Annotated in this window: 15 protein-coding genes; 12 read left to right on the top strand and 3 right to left on the bottom strand. The window is 55.4% G+C overall.

Annotation, left to right across the window (positions count from 1 at the left end):
- Positions 1–13: 13 nt before the first annotated feature.
- A complete protein-coding gene (locus tag ACW4YW_RS12295; RefSeq protein WP_457137819.1) occupies positions 14–1549 on the top strand; it encodes a hypothetical protein in 1536 nt (511 codons plus the stop codon).
- Positions 1550–1629: 80 nt separating this feature from the next.
- Here the strand turns inward: ACW4YW_RS12295 and ACW4YW_RS12290 are convergent, their stop codons facing one another.
- Positions 1630–2889, bottom strand: a complete 1260-nt coding sequence (locus ACW4YW_RS12290) for a sensor domain-containing phosphodiesterase (protein ID WP_457137818.1) — start codon at positions 2887–2889, stop codon at positions 1630–1632.
- Positions 2890–3096: 207 nt separating this feature from the next.
- Between ACW4YW_RS12290 and trxA the strand changes: the two genes are divergently transcribed.
- The 4 genes from trxA (at position 3097) to ACW4YW_RS12270 (ending at position 7018) form a co-directional block, all read left to right on the top strand.
- A complete protein-coding gene (gene trxA, locus ACW4YW_RS12285; RefSeq protein WP_226757751.1) occupies positions 3097–3423 on the top strand; it encodes a thioredoxin TrxA in 327 nt (108 codons plus the stop codon).
- Positions 3424–3555: 132 nt separating this feature from the next.
- On the top strand, positions 3556–4815 hold the full coding sequence (rho, locus tag ACW4YW_RS12280; RefSeq protein WP_457137817.1) for a transcription termination factor Rho: 1260 nt from the start codon (positions 3556–3558) through the stop codon (positions 4813–4815).
- A 137-nt stretch (positions 4816–4952) separates the two neighbouring features.
- Entirely contained in the window at positions 4953–5195 is a 243-nt protein-coding gene (locus tag ACW4YW_RS12275) for a type B 50S ribosomal protein L31 (protein WP_457137816.1), read from the top strand.
- Positions 5196–5314: 119 nt separating this feature from the next.
- Positions 5315–7018, top strand: coding sequence for an ArnT family glycosyltransferase (locus ACW4YW_RS12270; RefSeq protein WP_457137815.1), 1704 nt, complete (start codon positions 5315–5317; stop codon positions 7016–7018).
- 19 nt (positions 7019–7037) lie between these two features.
- Here the strand turns inward: ACW4YW_RS12270 and ACW4YW_RS12265 are convergent, their stop codons facing one another.
- On the bottom strand, positions 7038–7385 hold the full coding sequence (locus tag ACW4YW_RS12265) for a winged helix-turn-helix domain-containing protein (protein ID WP_457137814.1): 348 nt from the start codon (positions 7383–7385) through the stop codon (positions 7038–7040).
- A 122-nt stretch (positions 7386–7507) separates the two neighbouring features.
- Between ACW4YW_RS12265 and moaA the strand changes: the two genes are divergently transcribed.
- From moaA to moeA, 4 genes are all read left to right on the top strand, one after another.
- Positions 7508–8515 (top strand): GTP 3',8-cyclase MoaA, encoded by a 1008-nt coding sequence (gene moaA / locus ACW4YW_RS12260; protein WP_457137813.1) that lies wholly within the window; start codon positions 7508–7510, stop codon positions 8513–8515.
- Between the two features lie 127 nt (positions 8516–8642).
- Positions 8643–9221 (top strand): molybdenum cofactor guanylyltransferase MobA, encoded by a 579-nt coding sequence (mobA, locus tag ACW4YW_RS12255; protein WP_457137812.1) that lies wholly within the window; start codon positions 8643–8645, stop codon positions 9219–9221.
- Entirely contained in the window at positions 9218–9766 is a 549-nt protein-coding gene (gene mobB / locus ACW4YW_RS12250) for a molybdopterin-guanine dinucleotide biosynthesis protein B (protein WP_457137811.1), read from the top strand. Before mobA ends, mobB begins: the two co-directional genes overlap by 4 nt.
- Complete coding sequence (gene moeA / locus ACW4YW_RS12245; protein ID WP_457137810.1) at positions 9763–11028, top strand: molybdopterin molybdotransferase MoeA; 1266 nt, start codon at positions 9763–9765, stop codon at positions 11026–11028. Before mobB ends, moeA begins: the two co-directional genes overlap by 4 nt.
- A gap of 229 nt (positions 11029–11257) precedes the next feature.
- On the opposite strand, the gene ACW4YW_RS12240 is transcribed toward moeA, so the two are convergent.
- Positions 11258–11380 (bottom strand): hypothetical protein, encoded by a 123-nt coding sequence (locus tag ACW4YW_RS12240; protein ID WP_457137809.1) that lies wholly within the window; start codon positions 11378–11380, stop codon positions 11258–11260.
- Positions 11381–11574: 194 nt separating this feature from the next.
- On the opposite strand from ACW4YW_RS12240, the gene ACW4YW_RS12235 reads away from it, so the two are divergent.
- From ACW4YW_RS12235 to ACW4YW_RS12225, 3 genes are all read left to right on the top strand, one after another.
- Entirely contained in the window at positions 11575–12351 is a 777-nt protein-coding gene (locus ACW4YW_RS12235) for a GntR family transcriptional regulator (protein WP_457137808.1), read from the top strand.
- Between the two features lie 6 nt (positions 12352–12357).
- Positions 12358–13338, top strand: a complete 981-nt coding sequence (locus tag ACW4YW_RS12230; protein ID WP_457137807.1) for a PfkB family carbohydrate kinase — start codon at positions 12358–12360, stop codon at positions 13336–13338.
- Between the two features lie 82 nt (positions 13339–13420).
- On the top strand, positions 13421–15562 hold the full coding sequence (locus tag ACW4YW_RS12225) for a TonB-dependent receptor family protein (RefSeq protein ID WP_457137806.1): 2142 nt from the start codon (positions 13421–13423) through the stop codon (positions 15560–15562).
- Positions 15563–15783: the final 221 nt, after the last annotated feature.

Below are 15783 nucleotides of genomic sequence, written 5' to 3'. Positions count from 1 at the left end.
GGGGAGTTAGGGAATGCTGTTGAATTTGAACGTGCCGGCATTGGTGGAGCATCCACTGATTGTTGCAGAAACCAAACCGGCAAAAATCACCAAGTTTCTGAACGCACTCCCCGTCACTAACATCCTAGAGACATCCCAGGCGCTGCAGGAAGAGCTGGAAATCCTCAACCGGCAGAAAGTCGCGCCCGACACCCGGGTCAAGGCGCTGGAAACCTACCGGCCTGCCATTGCTTCAGTCACAGAATCACTCGCGGCCCATTACTGCAATGCCCCGCTTCCCCTGCCCGAACAAGACAAGCAATATGCCACGCTGGCCAATACCCTATGGACCGAGTTGGCCTATGGCTACAAACTCGCCCTGCTGGACCTTGAAGCCAGGCTATTCAAGATTGGCGGCACAAAGCTCCTGACCCTGTGCCTGCATCGTACGCTGGATGTCTTGCGCATGCAGATCGAGATTTATTATGAAACCTACCGGGCGCAGCCTCCCTCGCTCTGGAGCGAGTTGCACCAGCTTTACGCCCTGAGCGTGAAGCGCGGGCTGGAAGCTAGTGCAATCGACGACTTGGTGCGCAATCAGGTACGGCCCATCAGCCACGTCTACAAACAGGCGCTACTGATCAGCCTGGCCGACCCTCAGCACCTTTCGCAGAGGGACATCAAGCTCACTTGCGACTACATCACGCGCTTCGCCGATCTTGCCCAATTGCAACGTCCTGAGCCGATGGAAAACCCGGCAGCCATTTTCCTGATCTCGGGCAATCGGGACAAGCCGCCCGTGCCGCTGGGCAAGCGCCTGCGGAAAGTTGACGAGGAGCACGACTTCTTTCTGCTCACCATGGACTTGGCGCGCCAGGTCCACCAGCACATCAAGCAGTGCCAATTGGGTCCGTTTCCGCCGGAAGCCGGCCTGCCGGAAAATGCAAACCAGCCCCGCTACCAGGACCTGCTGACCTATCTGCTCCGCCACTGGGGAGCGTCCCCGAAGCGCATATACAACCGTACGCCAAAAAACGACGGCATCGAGCTGGTCATCGGCCTGTCGGCGTTGCACACCACGCTGTACGGCAAGGCATTGGCCGCGGCGGACAATGCGCCGGGCAAACTGCCACGCAACTCGCGCTGGCAAGCGCTCAATATCAGCGCCGGCGGCATGGCCCTGCGCAAACTGCCCGCGACAGAAGCTCACTTGCACATTGGAGACCTGGTAGGAGTCAGGATCAGCCATACCACCCATTGGGCGATCGGCGTGCTGCGCTGGGCCAGCCATACGGAAAATCGCCACCTGGACATTGGCATCCAGCTGCTGGCGCCGGAAGCGAAACCCGTCAGCACGCAATCCGCCAACGAGCATGCGGTACCGCTGCTGTTGCTGCCCGAAATCCCCACCCTCAAGCAATCGCCCTCCCTGATCGGCGCCCCCGGCAGTTACAGCCCGGCGAAAATCATCGACTTGACGCTTGAGGACGGCAATAGCAAACGCATCATGATCACCCGGCTGATTGAGCGCACCAACCAATTCGACCACTTCCAGTTCAGCGCCTTATAAGGGCCTGCTCAACGCAATCAGCAAGAAGACGTTGCACGGTCCCAGGCACCAGAACAGTGCGCCATGACAGGCCCAGCGCACTACTTTATGCCGAAGACCTCGTCCACCCAGTTGAAATCGAAGCACAGCACGCTAACCTGGCCATGCAGCACCACCGCCATCGACAGCGTGACGCAGAGCTTGCCTGTCGCAATCGAGAGATAAGGCCGCGTCATCTGCAACGAGCCAGGATTCTGCAAGGCCCGGCGCAAATAAGGACGGCGCAGCCAGACGGCGCCGCTTCCATCGGCCAAGGGCCGGTAGCGCCGATCCGTGACCATTCTTGCGCTATCCGCCAGGCAGCTGGCGCCAAGCTGCACCCCTTGCTGGTCCAGCATATAACAGCGATCGGCCCCGTTCAGCAGCAATAATTTTTGGAAAGCCTGCTCCGGGACAAGCCCGGCTTGCAGCTGGGACACGGCCAGCATGAAGGCGCCGCGGTAGTAGGCTAGGCATTTCTGGCTAGAATCCAGGGCGGATGAAGCCTGGTAACGTTCAAACAATGAAAATATCTTGTCTTCACTATGCGCTTCATTGAGCGTATGGGCCGGCATGCCGAAATAATGTCCCTGAACCAAGTCTACATCGGTTTCCATCGCCACCATGGCCTCTTCCAGGGTTTCTATGCCCTCAATCAGCACCAGGCTGCCTGCCTCGTGGATCAAGGATACGATCCCCGGCAACAAGCGCCGCGCCATCGGCTTTTGCATGGCCTGTACGATCATGGAGCGGTCCAGCTTGACAATGTCGGGGGATAGCCGCCATATCCGCTCGAAATTGGATTGCCCTGCGCCAAAATCGTCGATTGCCACCAGGCAGCCCAGATCCTTGTAGAAGCCGACGGACTCGGACAGTTGCAGCTCATCGTCGATCGCACCTTCCATGATCTCGACGACGACCCGCTCTGGCGGCATGTCGTTCTCCTCGAGCAACTGCCTGAAAAAAGCGCCATATTGCTTGCCCTGGACGATCACACGTGGGTCCACGTTCAGGAACAGCCAATCCACGTTTTCACGTCCCATGCTGCAGAAATTGCGCAAATGCAGGGCGCGCGACAAACGGTCCAAATGCACGATACTGGCCTCGTCGCGGGCCAGGGAAAATATCTGGTAGGGCGACACCTGCCGGCGCCCGTCAATCGCGCGCAGCAAGCCCTCGTAGCCGACAACCCGGCAATGCGACAAGCTATAAATCGGCTGGAACGCGCTATACAGCTTTACATGCTCGTAAGCGGCAAACACTTTGCCGTGCTCTCCAGGCTCGTCCAGGAATTGGAACTTCCCAGTCGTGTTTTCGGTCATTGATGAAGCCCTGTCATATATCATTGAAGCGGTTCACAGCGCAGATAACAAAAATCCATGCAGCGCAGCAATATCCATGCCTGCATTCAATACTTCACTTGCAGGATTTTTTTCGCTAGGATAGCGGAATTGCTTGGCACGCTATGCCACTATCAAGCTGGTGCGGACACATCACCCAGCATAACCAAACCATCACTAGAGGTTCAAATGAGCGAACATATTACCCATATCAGCGACGATACTTTCGACCAGGAAGTCTTGCAGTCCCAGGTTCCTGTCCTGGTAGACTACTGGGCGGAATGGTGTGGCCCCTGCAAGATGATCGCTCCTATCCTGGACGAAATCTCCAAAGAGTACGCCGACCGCCTGAAGATCGCTAAGCTCAATATCGACGAGAACCAGAATACACCGCCCAAGTACGGCATCCGCGGCATCCCGACTCTCATGCTGTTCAAGAACGGCAATGTGGAAGCGACCAAAGTAGGCGCGCTTTCCAAATCCCAACTGACGGCATTTATTGACAGCAATATTTAATAGCGCTACCCTGGCGCCAGGTTCCGTCTAAAACAAAACGCTTAAAGCGTCATACGCCACAGGAACCTGGCGGTCATCCTTCAAACAATCCCCGTTTTTGCAGCACATCCGATCTTCAACGAGCCTTCCCATATGCATTTATCAGACCTGAAGCACCTCCCTGTCACCGAACTAGTCGAAATGGCGATCGCCAACGAGATTGAAGGCGCAAGCCGCATGCGCAAACAGGACTTGATCTTTGCCATATTGAAGAACAAGGCCAAGAAAGGCGACAGCATTTTTGGCGATGGCACCCTGGAGGTCCTGCAAGACGGGTTCGGTTTCCTGCGCTCTCCCGACACCTCCTACCTTGCCGGGCCTGACGACATCTATGTCTCGCCTTCGCAGATCCGCCGCTTCAACCTGCATACTGGCGACACGATCCAGGGCGAGATTCGCACCCCGAAAGATGGCGAACGCTACTTTGCGCTGGTCAAGGTGGACAGTGTCAATGGCGAAGCGCCGGAGAACAGCAAGCACAAGATCCTGTTCGAAAACCTGACGCCTCTGTTCCCCACCAAGCCCTTGGTGCTGGAACGCGATATCCGTGGCGAAGAAAACATCACGGGCCGCGTCATCGACATGATCGCCCCGATCGGTAAAGGCCAGCGCGCATTGCTGGTAGCGCCGCCCAAATCAGGCAAGACGGTGATGATGCAGCATATTGCCCATGCCATCACTGCCAACCATCCCGACGTGGTACTGATCGTGCTCATGATCGACGAGCGCCCAGAAGAAGTCACGGAAATGACCCGTTCGGTAAAGGGCGAAGTCGTGGCTTCCACCTTCGACGAACCGGCGACCCGCCACGTGCAGGTCGCCGAAATGGTGCTGGAAAAAGCCAAGCGCCTGGTCGAGCACAAGAAGGATGTCGTGATCCTGCTCGACTCGATTACCCGGCTTGCACGCGCCTACAACACCGTGGTGCCTGCCTCCGGCAAGGTATTGACCGGCGGCGTGGACGCCAATGCGTTGCAACGCCCCAAACGCTTCTTCGGTGCCGCACGCAACATCGAGGAGGGCGGCTCCCTGACCATCATCGGCACGGCCCTGGTCGATACCGGCTCGCGCATGGACGACGTCATTTATGAAGAATTCAAGGGCACCGGCAACTCCGAACTGCACCTTGACCGCCGCATGGCAGAGAAACGCATCTACCCTGCCATCAACGTCAATAAGTCCGGCACCCGCCGCGAAGAGCTGCTGATCGAAAAGGACGTGCTGCAAAAGATATGGGTATTGCGCAAACTGCTCTATCCGATGGATGACCTCGAAGCGATGGAATTCCTGCTGGACAAGCTCAAGGCAACCAAGAACAACGCCGATTTCTTTGACTCCATGCGCAGGGGCTAACACCAGCGACAACTGAAAAAAGCCCGTTCGGGAAATTTGCAATTTCTTGACAAGCTTAATATAATGCCCGACTTCCCTGCTAGGCAGGAACCTACACTGGCCCGCCGCACAAACCGGCAATATAGAGGTAAAACATTATGAAACCTGGCATTCACCCAGAATATCGCGAAGTTGTATTTCAGGACATCGCTGCTGATTTCAGCTTCCTGACACGTTCCACTATCGCTGCGAAAGAAACCATCAAGTGGACGGACGGCAAGGAATACCCACTGGTCAAGATTGAAGTTTCTTCCCAATCCCACCCGTTCTATACTGGCAAGCAGAAGATTCTCGATACGGCTGGCCGTGTTGAGAAGTTCCGTCAGAAATACGGCATGTAATCCAACAAGGATTGTATGTTGTCGCAAAAAGGCAGCCTGGGCTGCCTTTTTTGTTTTCCATATCAACTGCCTGATGATTAAAATAGGCGGGTATTACCGAATAAGACTAAAGGATATCCATGGCATTCGAGCTTGAGCACGATTGGCAAGCACACTTGGCGACCCCGCGCGCGCGGGTCGGGGAACGCGCCAAGACACATCTGCTGATCCTGCTCTGCATTGCATGGATATTCCTGGGATTGGTCGGGCACGAGCCCTGGAAGCCGGACGAAGCGCAAACCATCAGCATCGTCAAGAACATGGTGCAAGGCGAGGGACTGCTGGCCCCGATTGCCGCAGGGCAGCAATCCATAGAATATCCCCCATTGTATTACTGGAGCGCTGCGGGCTCTGGCAAGCTGCTGTCGTCCATCCTTCCCTTGCATGACGCTGCCAGACTGATCAACAGCGTCTGGATGACCATCACCCTGCTCATGGTCGGCATGCTGGGACGCGAGCTATGGGGGGTGGGCATTGGCCGCCAGATCACCTTCATCTTCATTGCCTCCATTGGGCTGATTGCATCCTCGCACCTGTTGATGCCCCAGGTCGCCTCCCTGGCCGGATTGTCCATGGCACTGTATGCCCTAGCGCTCGCCAAGCGCCGCCCATTAAGGGCATCAGCGTTGCTGGGTTCGGGCATAGGCATTAGTTTCCTTGCCACGGGTCCGGCCAGCGCCCTCATCGTGTTGGCGACCATGCTGCTATTACCCATCCTGTTCGCGCAATGGCGTAGCAAGAGCTTTGCCATTGTCTCGGTGTTAAGCCTACTGGCAGCCAGCCCTTGGCTCTTCATCTGGCCGTGGCTGCTATTCAATGCCGACCCAGCTCAACTCACTGCATGGTGGCAAAACAGCATCAGCGGCTCCAGCACCGTCAATTACCCCTATATCCTGCGTACCCTGCTCTGGTATTCCTGGCCGGCGCTGCCTATTGCGGCATGGGGCGCATGGCGTTACCGCGCTGTACTGCTCAACAAGCCCAAAATGCAGTTGCTGCTGGTGTTTTCCGCAGCCAGCTTCTTGGTCATTGGCATCGGCTTCGAGCGCCGCGAGATCCATATCCTGCCGCTGTTACTGCCGTTGGCGGCATTGGCAGGCGGCAGTGTTGAGACATTGAAGCGCGGGGCCGCCGGCGCATTGGATTGGTTTGGCTTGCTGCTGTTCGGCCTGCTGGGATCGCTGGTCTGGCTGGGCTGGTTTGCCATGCTGACTGGCACGCCGGCCAAGATCGCCGAACGCATGCAATTTCTTGCCGCCACCCAGGAAGCGCACCTGAATATCCTGGCGCTGGCCGCGGCCCTGACCGTCACGATCATCTGGCTGTTTGTGATCGCGAACAGCAAGCGCTCGAATCGCGGTGCTTTGACCAACTGGGCGGTCGGCATGACCATGGCATGGGGGCTCTTGATGACGCTATGGCTGCCATGGATAGACAACGCGCGCAGCTACAAGAATGTGTTCGAGGATCTCAACGAGGCCATGCCCGCGCACTACTCCTGTATCAACAGCTATAGCATAGGGGCCGCGCAGACTGCGCTGCTTGACTACTACACCGGCCTTGCCATCCAGCCACAGAGCCTGCCGCAAAGCCATAATCCCGCCTGCGACCTGTACATAGTGCAGGAAGACAGCCGCCATCCCAGCCTCACGCCTGGCGAGAGCTGGGAATTGGTATGGTCCGGCAACCGTGCAATGGATAGGCGAGAGAGCTTCCGGCTATTTAAGCGTCAGGCCGGCGTATCGGCGCAAGCGGGTGAAAATGCCGGGCAACCCGTCCCATGAAAAGACGTTGATCAGGCAATCAGAGCGGCTGCAGCAAGGATACCAGCGCCTCAGCGTCCTGGGCGATACTGTGATTGGCCTTGGCCTCCATCGCACGGTAACGCGCCAGCACATCCTGGCCAAACGGCGTCACTTTCGCACCGCCGCCATGGCTCCCGCCTGTCGCCGTCGCCACCAGCGGCTCGCGAAAGCTTTTATTCATGGCATCGACCAGGTCCCAGGCACGCTTATAGGACATTCCCATGGCCCGGGCGCCTGCTGATATCGAGCCGCTCTTGTCTATGGCTTCCAGCAAGTCGGCCTTGCCGGGCCCAATGGCAACCAAGTGTTGATACGGCAGGCGAATCTTGATACTGATTGCACTCATGTGGAATTTTCACCTCTCGTCGGGGTCATACGACAGTCTTCAAGATTTATTGTTTGTATTGACTGAAGGACTTACAATCCACGCATCTTATCGCATCCTTGCCAGGCCTGAATAGCTGCCCAATGTCTGCCATCGCCCACACTCCCCAGTTGATCGACCAGTTTAGCCGTCGCGTGGACTATATACGCCTGTCGATCACAGACCGCTGCGATTTCCGTTGCGTCTATTGCATGGGCGAAGACATGACCTTCCTGCCGCGTGAAGAAGTGTTGACGCTGGAAGAGTGCGCCCGCCTGGTCAAAACCTTCGTCAGTCTGGGTGTGAGCAAGGTGCGCATTACCGGCGGCGAACCGCTGGTGCGTAAAAATGCGCTCTCTCTTTTCGAGGAAATCGGCCACCTTCCCGGGCTGCGCGAACTGACCATGACCACCAACGGCTCGCAGCTCGAGCATTACGCCCAAGACCTGAAGCAAGCCGGGCTGCATCGCATCAATATCAGCATGGATAGCCTCGATCCCGAGCGCTTCCGCAAGATCACTCGCGTCGGCGACCTCAACAAGGTGTTGCGCGGCATCCAGGCTGCCAAGGATGCAGGCTTTGCCCACATCAAGCTCAATACCGTGCTCATGCGCGGCTTCAATGATATGGAAGCCGTTCCCCTGTTGGAATTTGCCATCCAGCAAGGGCTGGATGTCGCCTTCATCGAGGAAATGCCATTGGGCGAGGTCGACCACAGCCGGGGCGCCACTTATGTCAGCAACCAGGCCACCCTCAAGCTGCTGCAGAGCCACTTCCCGCTGATCAGCAGTACGGAGACGACGGGAGGCCCGGCACGTTATTGGCGGGTCGCCCACACCAATACCCGCGTCGGCTTCATCTCGCCGCATAGCCACAATTTCTGCGAGGCATGCAACCGCGTGCGCATTACCTGCAAGGGTGAGCTTTATCTCTGCCTGGGACAGGAGAGCAAGGTGGACCTCATGCCCTTGCTGCGTGAATATCCCGATGACGACCAGCCCTTGAGAGAAGCCATTCTTGCCTCCATGCAGGTCAAACCCAAGGGACATGACTTTGACCTGCGCCGCCAGGCGCCATCCGTCATCCGCTTCATGTCGCAGACAGGCGGCTGACCATGCTGGCGCCCGCATGGCATCGTCGCGCTGTAGCGTCGACGGAAAATAAAGTAGAATTTTACATTTTAAATCAACAATATTTATTGGTGCCGCTTCACCGCGGCGCAATATCCGGGCAAAGCATATGAGCATTACAGGTATCGTACTTGCAGGCGGCAAAGGCAAGCGCATGGGCGGCGCGGACAAGGGCTTGGTGGAATTCAACGGCCAGCCCATGGTCGCGCATGTATTACGGCGTCTTGCCCCGCAAGTGGACGAAGTGCTTGTCAATGCCAATCGGGAGATCGAGCGTTACAACCAATTGGGCTACCGCGTCATCGAGGATGAAATCAGTGGTTTTGCCGGCCCATTGGCGGGCTTGCATGCGGGCATGCAGCACGCGCAGCACCCTTACATCCTCACTGTGCCGTGCGATTCCCCCTTGTTGCCGCCCAGCCTGGCAAAGCGCCTGATGAACGCATTGATAGAACGTGATGCGGATATCGCCGTTGCAAAAACCGGCAAACAGGCCCACCCCGTCTTCAGCCTGTGCCGCCGTGCATTGCTCCCCAGCCTTGGGCAGTTTCTTGAACGCGGCGAGCGTAAAATAGCAGACTGGATCGCCGAACTCGACAGTATCGAAGTCTCCTTTACAGACCAGGCACTCGCCTTCACCAACATCAATACTCCTGAAGAGCTGCGCGGGCTGGAACAGGCAGCGTGAGCACCGCCGCATTCACCCGCCCTATATTGGGCTTTTGCGCCTACGGCAGCGGGTCGGGCAAAACGACATTGCTCACCCGCCTGATCCCGGTACTCACGGCACGCGGCTTGCGCTTGTCAGTCATCAAGCATGCGCACCACAAATTCGATGTCGACAAGCCAGGCAAGGACAGTTACCGCTTGCGCGAAGCGGGCGCATTACAGACATTGGTAGGCTCGGATACCCGCTGGGCGTTGATGACAGAGCGCCAGCGCATTCCCGAGCGGCAAAGCACCAATATAGAACTCTCGGAGCTGCTTCCCCAACTTGACGACAGCATCATCGACCTCGTGCTGGTCGAAGGCTTCAAACAAACTGATATCGACAAGATCGAGATCCACCGCCCCAGCCTAGGCTATCCGCTTCTAGCGCCAAGTGACAACAGCATCATCGCGGTGGCTACGGATGCTCCGCTCAGCGCTGCGGCATTACCAACATTGGACTTGAACAACCCGGAAGCGATTGCCGACTTCATCGCGCACTGGATGAAGGATTTGACACCATGAGCATACCACCATCACTGAACCAGCTCATCAGCTGCCAGGATGATTACGACCCCAATTCCATGCCGGTCGAGCAGGCGCGGAAATTCATCCGCAACTTCCTCAGCCCGGTCAATGCAACAGAAACATTGCCGTTGAAAGCCGCTCGCGGACGCGTACTCGCCACCGACATCATCTCGCCGCTGAATGTCCCCAGTCACGACAACTCTGCCATGGACGGGTTCGCCTTTCATAGCCGCGACATCAATGCCGTTTCCTTGAAGATCATCGGCACTGCATATGCAGGCAAGCCGTTCCCGGAAACAGTGAAGCCCGGCGAGTGCATCCGCATCATGACAGGGGCGCTGATTCCGGCAGGCGCGGATACCGTCATCATGCAGGAGCGCGTCCAGGTTTCCGGCGATGTCATGACCATGCTCGAACTGCCTGCCCCACAGGCAAACGTGCGTTATGCCGGAGAGGACCTCCAGGCCGGCCATGCCGTACTGGCAAAAGGACGCAAGCTGCGTCCCGCAGACATTGGCTTGGTCGCGTCGCTCGGTATCGGTGAAGTCTCAGTCTACCGCAAGCTCAAGATAGCCTTTTTCTCGACAGGGGACGAGCTGGTGAGCATTGGCAAACCGTTGGGCGAGGGGCAAATATACGACAGCAACCGCTATACCCTGCATAGCATGCTGGAAAGCCTTGGTGTAGAGATCACCGACATGGGCGTCGTCCCCGACGACCCGCAAGCCCTGGAACAAACGCTGGTGCAAGCATCCGCCCAGGCGGATGTCATCCTGACCAGCGGAGGCGTTTCCGTTGGCGAGGCCGACTTCATGAAACAGCTGTTGGAAAAGCTCGGGCAGGTCGTATTCTGGAAAATCGCCATGAAACCCGGCCGTCCACTGGCCTACGGCAAAGTGGGGGAGGCGCACTATTTCGGGCTGCCGGGCAATCCCGTCTCGGTCATGGTCACCTTTTACCAGTTCGTGCGCGATGCCTTGCTATGCCTGATGGGACAAAACCCGGTGCCAGCGCTGCCATTGCTGAAAGCCACCTGCACCGAGCCGATCCGCAAGCTGGAAGGCCGCACAGAATTCCAGCGCGGTATCCTGTTTGCCGATCCGGCAGGAGTATGGCAAGTGCGCCCTACCGGCAACCAGGGGTCCGGCATCCTGCGCTCCATGTCTGAAGCCAATTGCTTTATCGTGCTGGATGACCATGTAGGCAACCTGCCCGCCGGCACGGAAGTCCGAGTTCAAGTAATGGAAGGGATTTTGTAAGCGCGCTACCCGTGAAAGGGTAGCGCACAAGCCTATGGCAGCTTAGCTCAGCCTTTTAAGGTATTGCTCAAGTCGACCTTTGCCCAGCTTCACCTTATCCGAAAACTGGAATATCAGGTTTATTGCAACCAGACACCTTTCGCCTGTATCCAGTTGAGCACACCTCCATGGCACCCGCTCTGGCTGTTGCCACCTTTGCGCGACTCCCAAAATCGAGTACCCCAGCTTGCTATGCTACCGGCCCAGGGATGACCCATTGATCGCCGATCGCTCCGCCGACCTCGAACTCGCGGCGGACGCTTTCGACGATATGGCTGAAACTCATCTGGATCATCGAGGAAATGTGGCGCATCCGCCATAACCGCGCAATTGCCCGATGAAATTGCTAGCCACGTTGTCAAACCTTCCTCGGGGAGGAAGGATTCAAAGTAAAGCCAATATTATATTTATAAATATATCCATATTGAGGGTATGTTTGTATATTCCTGTTGAATTTTCGTCAAAGTGGCAGTTAATATGCCATTGGATTTTTTGTAGGACTGATGCGTGCCCCCATTGAAAAACACCAAAGCTAATGTAGCCTCCATCACCAACTTGATTACATTGGACAAGAATGCAGCCGACCCGCTCTACGCACAGCTTTATCAGCAGCTCGAATCCCTAATATTGCAGCAGGAGCTCAAGCCGGGCACGCAATTGCCCACCGAGACCGCCTTCTCGGAAGCGCTCGGCGTCAGCAAAATCACCATCAAGCGCAGCTACATGGAATTGCGCAACCGCAAGCTCATCACCAGTAACCGCAAGGGCGGCACCACCGTGCTCACCCCCGGCAGGCTCGACACCCACATGTTCAAGCTGCGCGGCTTCACCGATGAAATGCACGAGCTGGGCATGACGCCTTCCACACGCATTCTGGAACAATCCATCGTCAATGACCGCGGCATGGCTTCCATGTTCGGCCTCAATTCCAACACGCCCCTCCTCAAGCTGGAGCGCATCCGCTATGGAGACGACAAACCGCTCTCGCACGAAATCGCCTGGTATAACCTGCACCACCTGCCGGAGCTCGCCTCTGCCGACTTGCACGGTTCCATCTACCAGGCGATCAACCAGCAATGCCAGCATCGCCTGGACTGGTGCGAACAGACAGTCGAGGCCGTCCTTTCCAACGATATCGAAAACCAGGCCTTCGGCTTCAGCTTTCCCCAGCCCTGCCTGCTGATCAAGCGCCGCAGCTATTCGCAGGACGGCATCCTGCTGGAATATGTGGAAGGCACGTTCCGCGGCGACGCATATGCCTACCGGGTCAAGATGAAAGGGTAAAACCTCATGTTGGCAAGCTTCAAACCAAGAGCCTCGAACGCCTACGTGCTTGCCAGCCTCATGATCGCGCATATCTATTTCGTGCGCCGCTTCCCGGCGCCAGGCGAATCATGGCAGGCAGATGACTTTTACTGCGAAACCGGTGGCAAGGGGTTGAATGTCCTGATCGGCCTACACAAACTGGGAATATCAGTCGACGGCATTATGCCCTGCGGCCGCCATCCGTCATCACAACAGCAATGCCAGGACATATTGTCGCAATGGCAGCTCGACCATATCGCTTGCGCCGTAACTGCCGAATACAATGGTCAAGGCGTCGCGCTGATCGATGCGCAAGGGCAGAATCAAATCATCGTTCATCCCGGCGCCAATGCCCTGCTTGGCGAAACGCATATCCAGCAGCAAACAGCCTCCATCCAGCAGGCCGACCTCGCCTACTCGTCCTTTGAACTGCCTGACGCCGCTATCTTGGTAGCCTTCAAGATCGCACATGCCGCAGGCCGCATGACGGTTCTCAATCCATCTCCCTACCGTGACATCAGCGCCAAGCTGCTCGCGCTTACCGATGTGCTCATCATGAACCAGGCCGAGGCGCAGGCATGGCTGAATGGCGCACCAGAAAACTTCACTTCCTGTGAAGCCGCACTCGCATGGCTAGACGCCATGCGCTTTAACCGGCATTTTCCTGGCAAATCGCTCATCATCACATTGGGCGACCAAGGTGTAGCCGCCATCCTGGAAGACGGCACTACCTATGGACAAGCAGGATTTCACGCCGAAGCTGTTGATAGCATCGGCGCAGGCGATGCTTTTGCCAGCGCATTGCTTGCCAGCCTGCTACAAGGCCAAACCATCAATACCGCCTTGCAATATGGTTGCGCCAGTGCCAGCCTGACGGTCCGCCAGCGCGGCCTTCTACTTCACCTGCCCACCGCAAGCACTTTGCAGGACTTCCTGACCGGGCAAGGTTCCGGTGCAAATTCATGATTATCTTGATGGTCAAACCGCTCGCTTTCACCTATGCTCGCCTGCTCATAAAACAGTTTAAAAGCATCGTCGGGGAGTCAGCATGCATCATTCCAGGTTTCACCTCAAACTCATTCCACTCGCCGTACTAAGCGTATGCTGCAGTAGCACCGCCCTGGCAGAAGACACCAAGGAAGAAAACAAGGATGACCTTCAAGTCATCTCCCCGGTTGTCGTGACGGCCACCCGCGCAGCACAGCGCAGCTTCGACCTGCCAGTGGCAATTGACGTGGTCGGCAAAGAAAATATCCAGGACGGCCTGCCGCAAATGACCCTGTCCGAAAGCCTGATCCGCGTTCCGGGCATTACTGCGCAGAACCGTACCCAAATGGCGCAAGACCCGCAAATATCCAGTCGTGGCTTTGGCGCCCGCTCTGCATTTGGCGTGCGCGGAGTGCGTGTATATGTAGACGGCATTCCCTTGACTTACCCAGATGGCAGCGGACAACCTGGCAGCGTTGACCTGGGCGCCATGCAAGGCATTGAAGTAATGAGAGGTCCTTTTTCTGCACTTTATGGCAATTCTTCCGGCGGCGTTGTGCAGTTGCTAACAGAAAATGCCCCGGCAGGCCATGAGTTATCTGCGGGCGTGCTGTTCGGCAGCTATGATACCCGCCGCGAGAATGCACGTGCAGCCGGCACTGCAGATGGCTTGGAATACCTGATCAACTACAGTAATTATTCTTCCGACGGCTACCGCGACCATAGCCGTAATAAGAAAGAACAAGGCACGGCGAAATTCCGCTTCAACTTGAACGAAGATACCAAGCTCACTACACTGGTCAATTGGTTCGATCAAGAGGCGGATGATCCCATCGGATTGACTCGCTCAGAAGTTCGCGCTGATCGTAAGCAAGCATCTCCTGTAGCAATTGAATCAAACACTCGTGTGTCTCGTAGCCAAACTCAAGTTGGTTTTAACCTGGAACACAGAATTAACCACAATAACTCACTTAATATGGTTGCCTATGTTGGTAACCGCAAAAACCTGCAATACCTTGCCCTGCCCCGTACAGCGCCAATCAACGCAAATGGCAGAGCTAGTCAGATTGACCGTGATTTCTGGGGCACAGATATTCGTTGGGACAATAGTGGCGAACTATTCTCTCGACCATATAACTTTAGTCTGGGACTGACCTACGGAAAAATGCGTGATGACCGATTGGACATTAATGCAGACAATGGCGTCAAACGCTCATTAAGCCAAACATGGTCCCTTAATCGGAACGAAGAAAATATCGCGACAAACTTTGACAAATATGCCCAAGTAAAGTGGTCTGCTCTTGAATCACTGGATCTCCATGTTGGCGTTAGGAGAACAAAAGTAACTTTGGAAGTAGATGATAATTTCATTACTGGCCAAGGAGCCAATGGTGATAATAGCGGCCGTGTGACTTATGAAAAAACGACTCCCGTCTTTGGAGCAGTATGGAAAGCAACTCCTGCCCTAAATTTCTATGCCAACTATGGCAAGGGCTTTGAAACTCCGACTTTCATTGAAGCCGCATATGCATCCACAGCCGCTAATAGCACGCCTAATTTATCCTTAAAACCAAGCGAAAGTCGTAATTTTGAAATTGGTACCAAGGCAATCATCGGCAATAATACCTCCGCTAACTTAACATTATTTAAGACACTAACAGACGATGAAATCGTCGTTGATGATACGGTAAGTGGCCGCTCTTCCTATATGAATGCTGGAAAAACCAAACGTCATGGCGCTGAGCTCTCTATAGAGTCAAAATTTGCCAATAATATTTCATTATTCGGTTCATACACTTTGCTCAATGCAAAATTTGACTCAACCTATACAAATACTCTCAACACCACTGTTGAGTCAGGTAATTATCTTCCTGGCACGTACAAAACCCAGATTTATGGTGAAGTCGCATGGAAACATCAAGCCAGTGGATTCAACACTGCTTTTGAAGCTCGACACAACAGCAAAGTCTATGTAAACGATGTCAATACAGACACTGCCGGCTCCTACACTATCTTCAATATCCGTGCAGGACTGCAGCAAAAGCTAGAAAACTGGCGTTTCAGCGAGTATGTACGTGTAGAGAATATCTTTGACAAAGATTACATTGGATCCATCCGCGTCAATGATGGCAATGCCCGCTTTTTCGAGCCTGCTGCAGGCCGTAATTGGTTGTTAGGGCTTAACGCGACCTATATCTTCTAGGCTTTACTGACCTCATCTTCAAATAGAAAGGGATGCTGCGATTGCAGCATCCCTTTTGTTTTTCATGTGCAATCAATTTGATCCCGAACTCAACTCTTCGAAAATCCCGAAGTATTGATCAGAGAATAGTATGTTTTTCTTGTGATCTTCGTCTAGTAGGATGAGCACCATTGCAAGACAAAATATTAATTCACTATTTGGAGACGATGATGAATAAGACT

The organism is Methylobacillus pratensis (assembly GCF_054072455.1).
This window is presented reverse-complemented; position numbering and strand designations above follow the sequence as displayed.

Bases quoted from the DNA above. Each gene is read 5' to 3' on its own strand.
- ACW4YW_RS12275 (WP_457137816.1), top strand. From the start codon at position 4,953: ATGAAACCTGGCATTCACCCAGAATATCGCGAAGTTGTATTTCAGGAC.
- ACW4YW_RS12265 (WP_457137814.1), bottom strand. From the start codon at position 7,385: ATGAGTGCAATCAGTATCAAGATTCGCCTGCCGTATCAACACTTGGTT.
- moeA (WP_457137810.1), top strand. From the start codon at position 9,763: ATGAGCATACCACCATCACTGAACCAGCTCATCAGCTGCCAGGATGAT.
- rho (WP_457137817.1), top strand. From the start codon at position 3,556: ATGCATTTATCAGACCTGAAGCACCTCCCTGTCACCGAACTAGTCGAA.
- trxA (WP_226757751.1), top strand. From the start codon at position 3,097: ATGAGCGAACATATTACCCATATCAGCGACGATACTTTCGACCAGGAA.
- ACW4YW_RS12230 (WP_457137807.1), top strand. From the start codon at position 12,358: ATGTTGGCAAGCTTCAAACCAAGAGCCTCGAACGCCTACGTGCTTGCC.
- ACW4YW_RS12290 (WP_457137818.1), bottom strand. From the start codon at position 2,889: ATGACCGAAAACACGACTGGGAAGTTCCAATTCCTGGACGAGCCTGGA.
- ACW4YW_RS12225 (WP_457137806.1), top strand. From the start codon at position 13,421: ATGCATCATTCCAGGTTTCACCTCAAACTCATTCCACTCGCCGTACTA.
- moaA (WP_457137813.1), top strand. From the start codon at position 7,508: ATGTCTGCCATCGCCCACACTCCCCAGTTGATCGACCAGTTTAGCCGT.
- ACW4YW_RS12295 (WP_457137819.1), top strand. From the start codon at position 14: ATGCTGTTGAATTTGAACGTGCCGGCATTGGTGGAGCATCCACTGATT.
- ACW4YW_RS12270 (WP_457137815.1), top strand. From the start codon at position 5,315: ATGGCATTCGAGCTTGAGCACGATTGGCAAGCACACTTGGCGACCCCG.
- ACW4YW_RS12240 (WP_457137809.1), bottom strand. From the start codon at position 11,380: ATGCGCCACATTTCCTCGATGATCCAGATGAGTTTCAGCCATATCGTC.
- mobA (WP_457137812.1), top strand. From the start codon at position 8,643: ATGAGCATTACAGGTATCGTACTTGCAGGCGGCAAAGGCAAGCGCATG.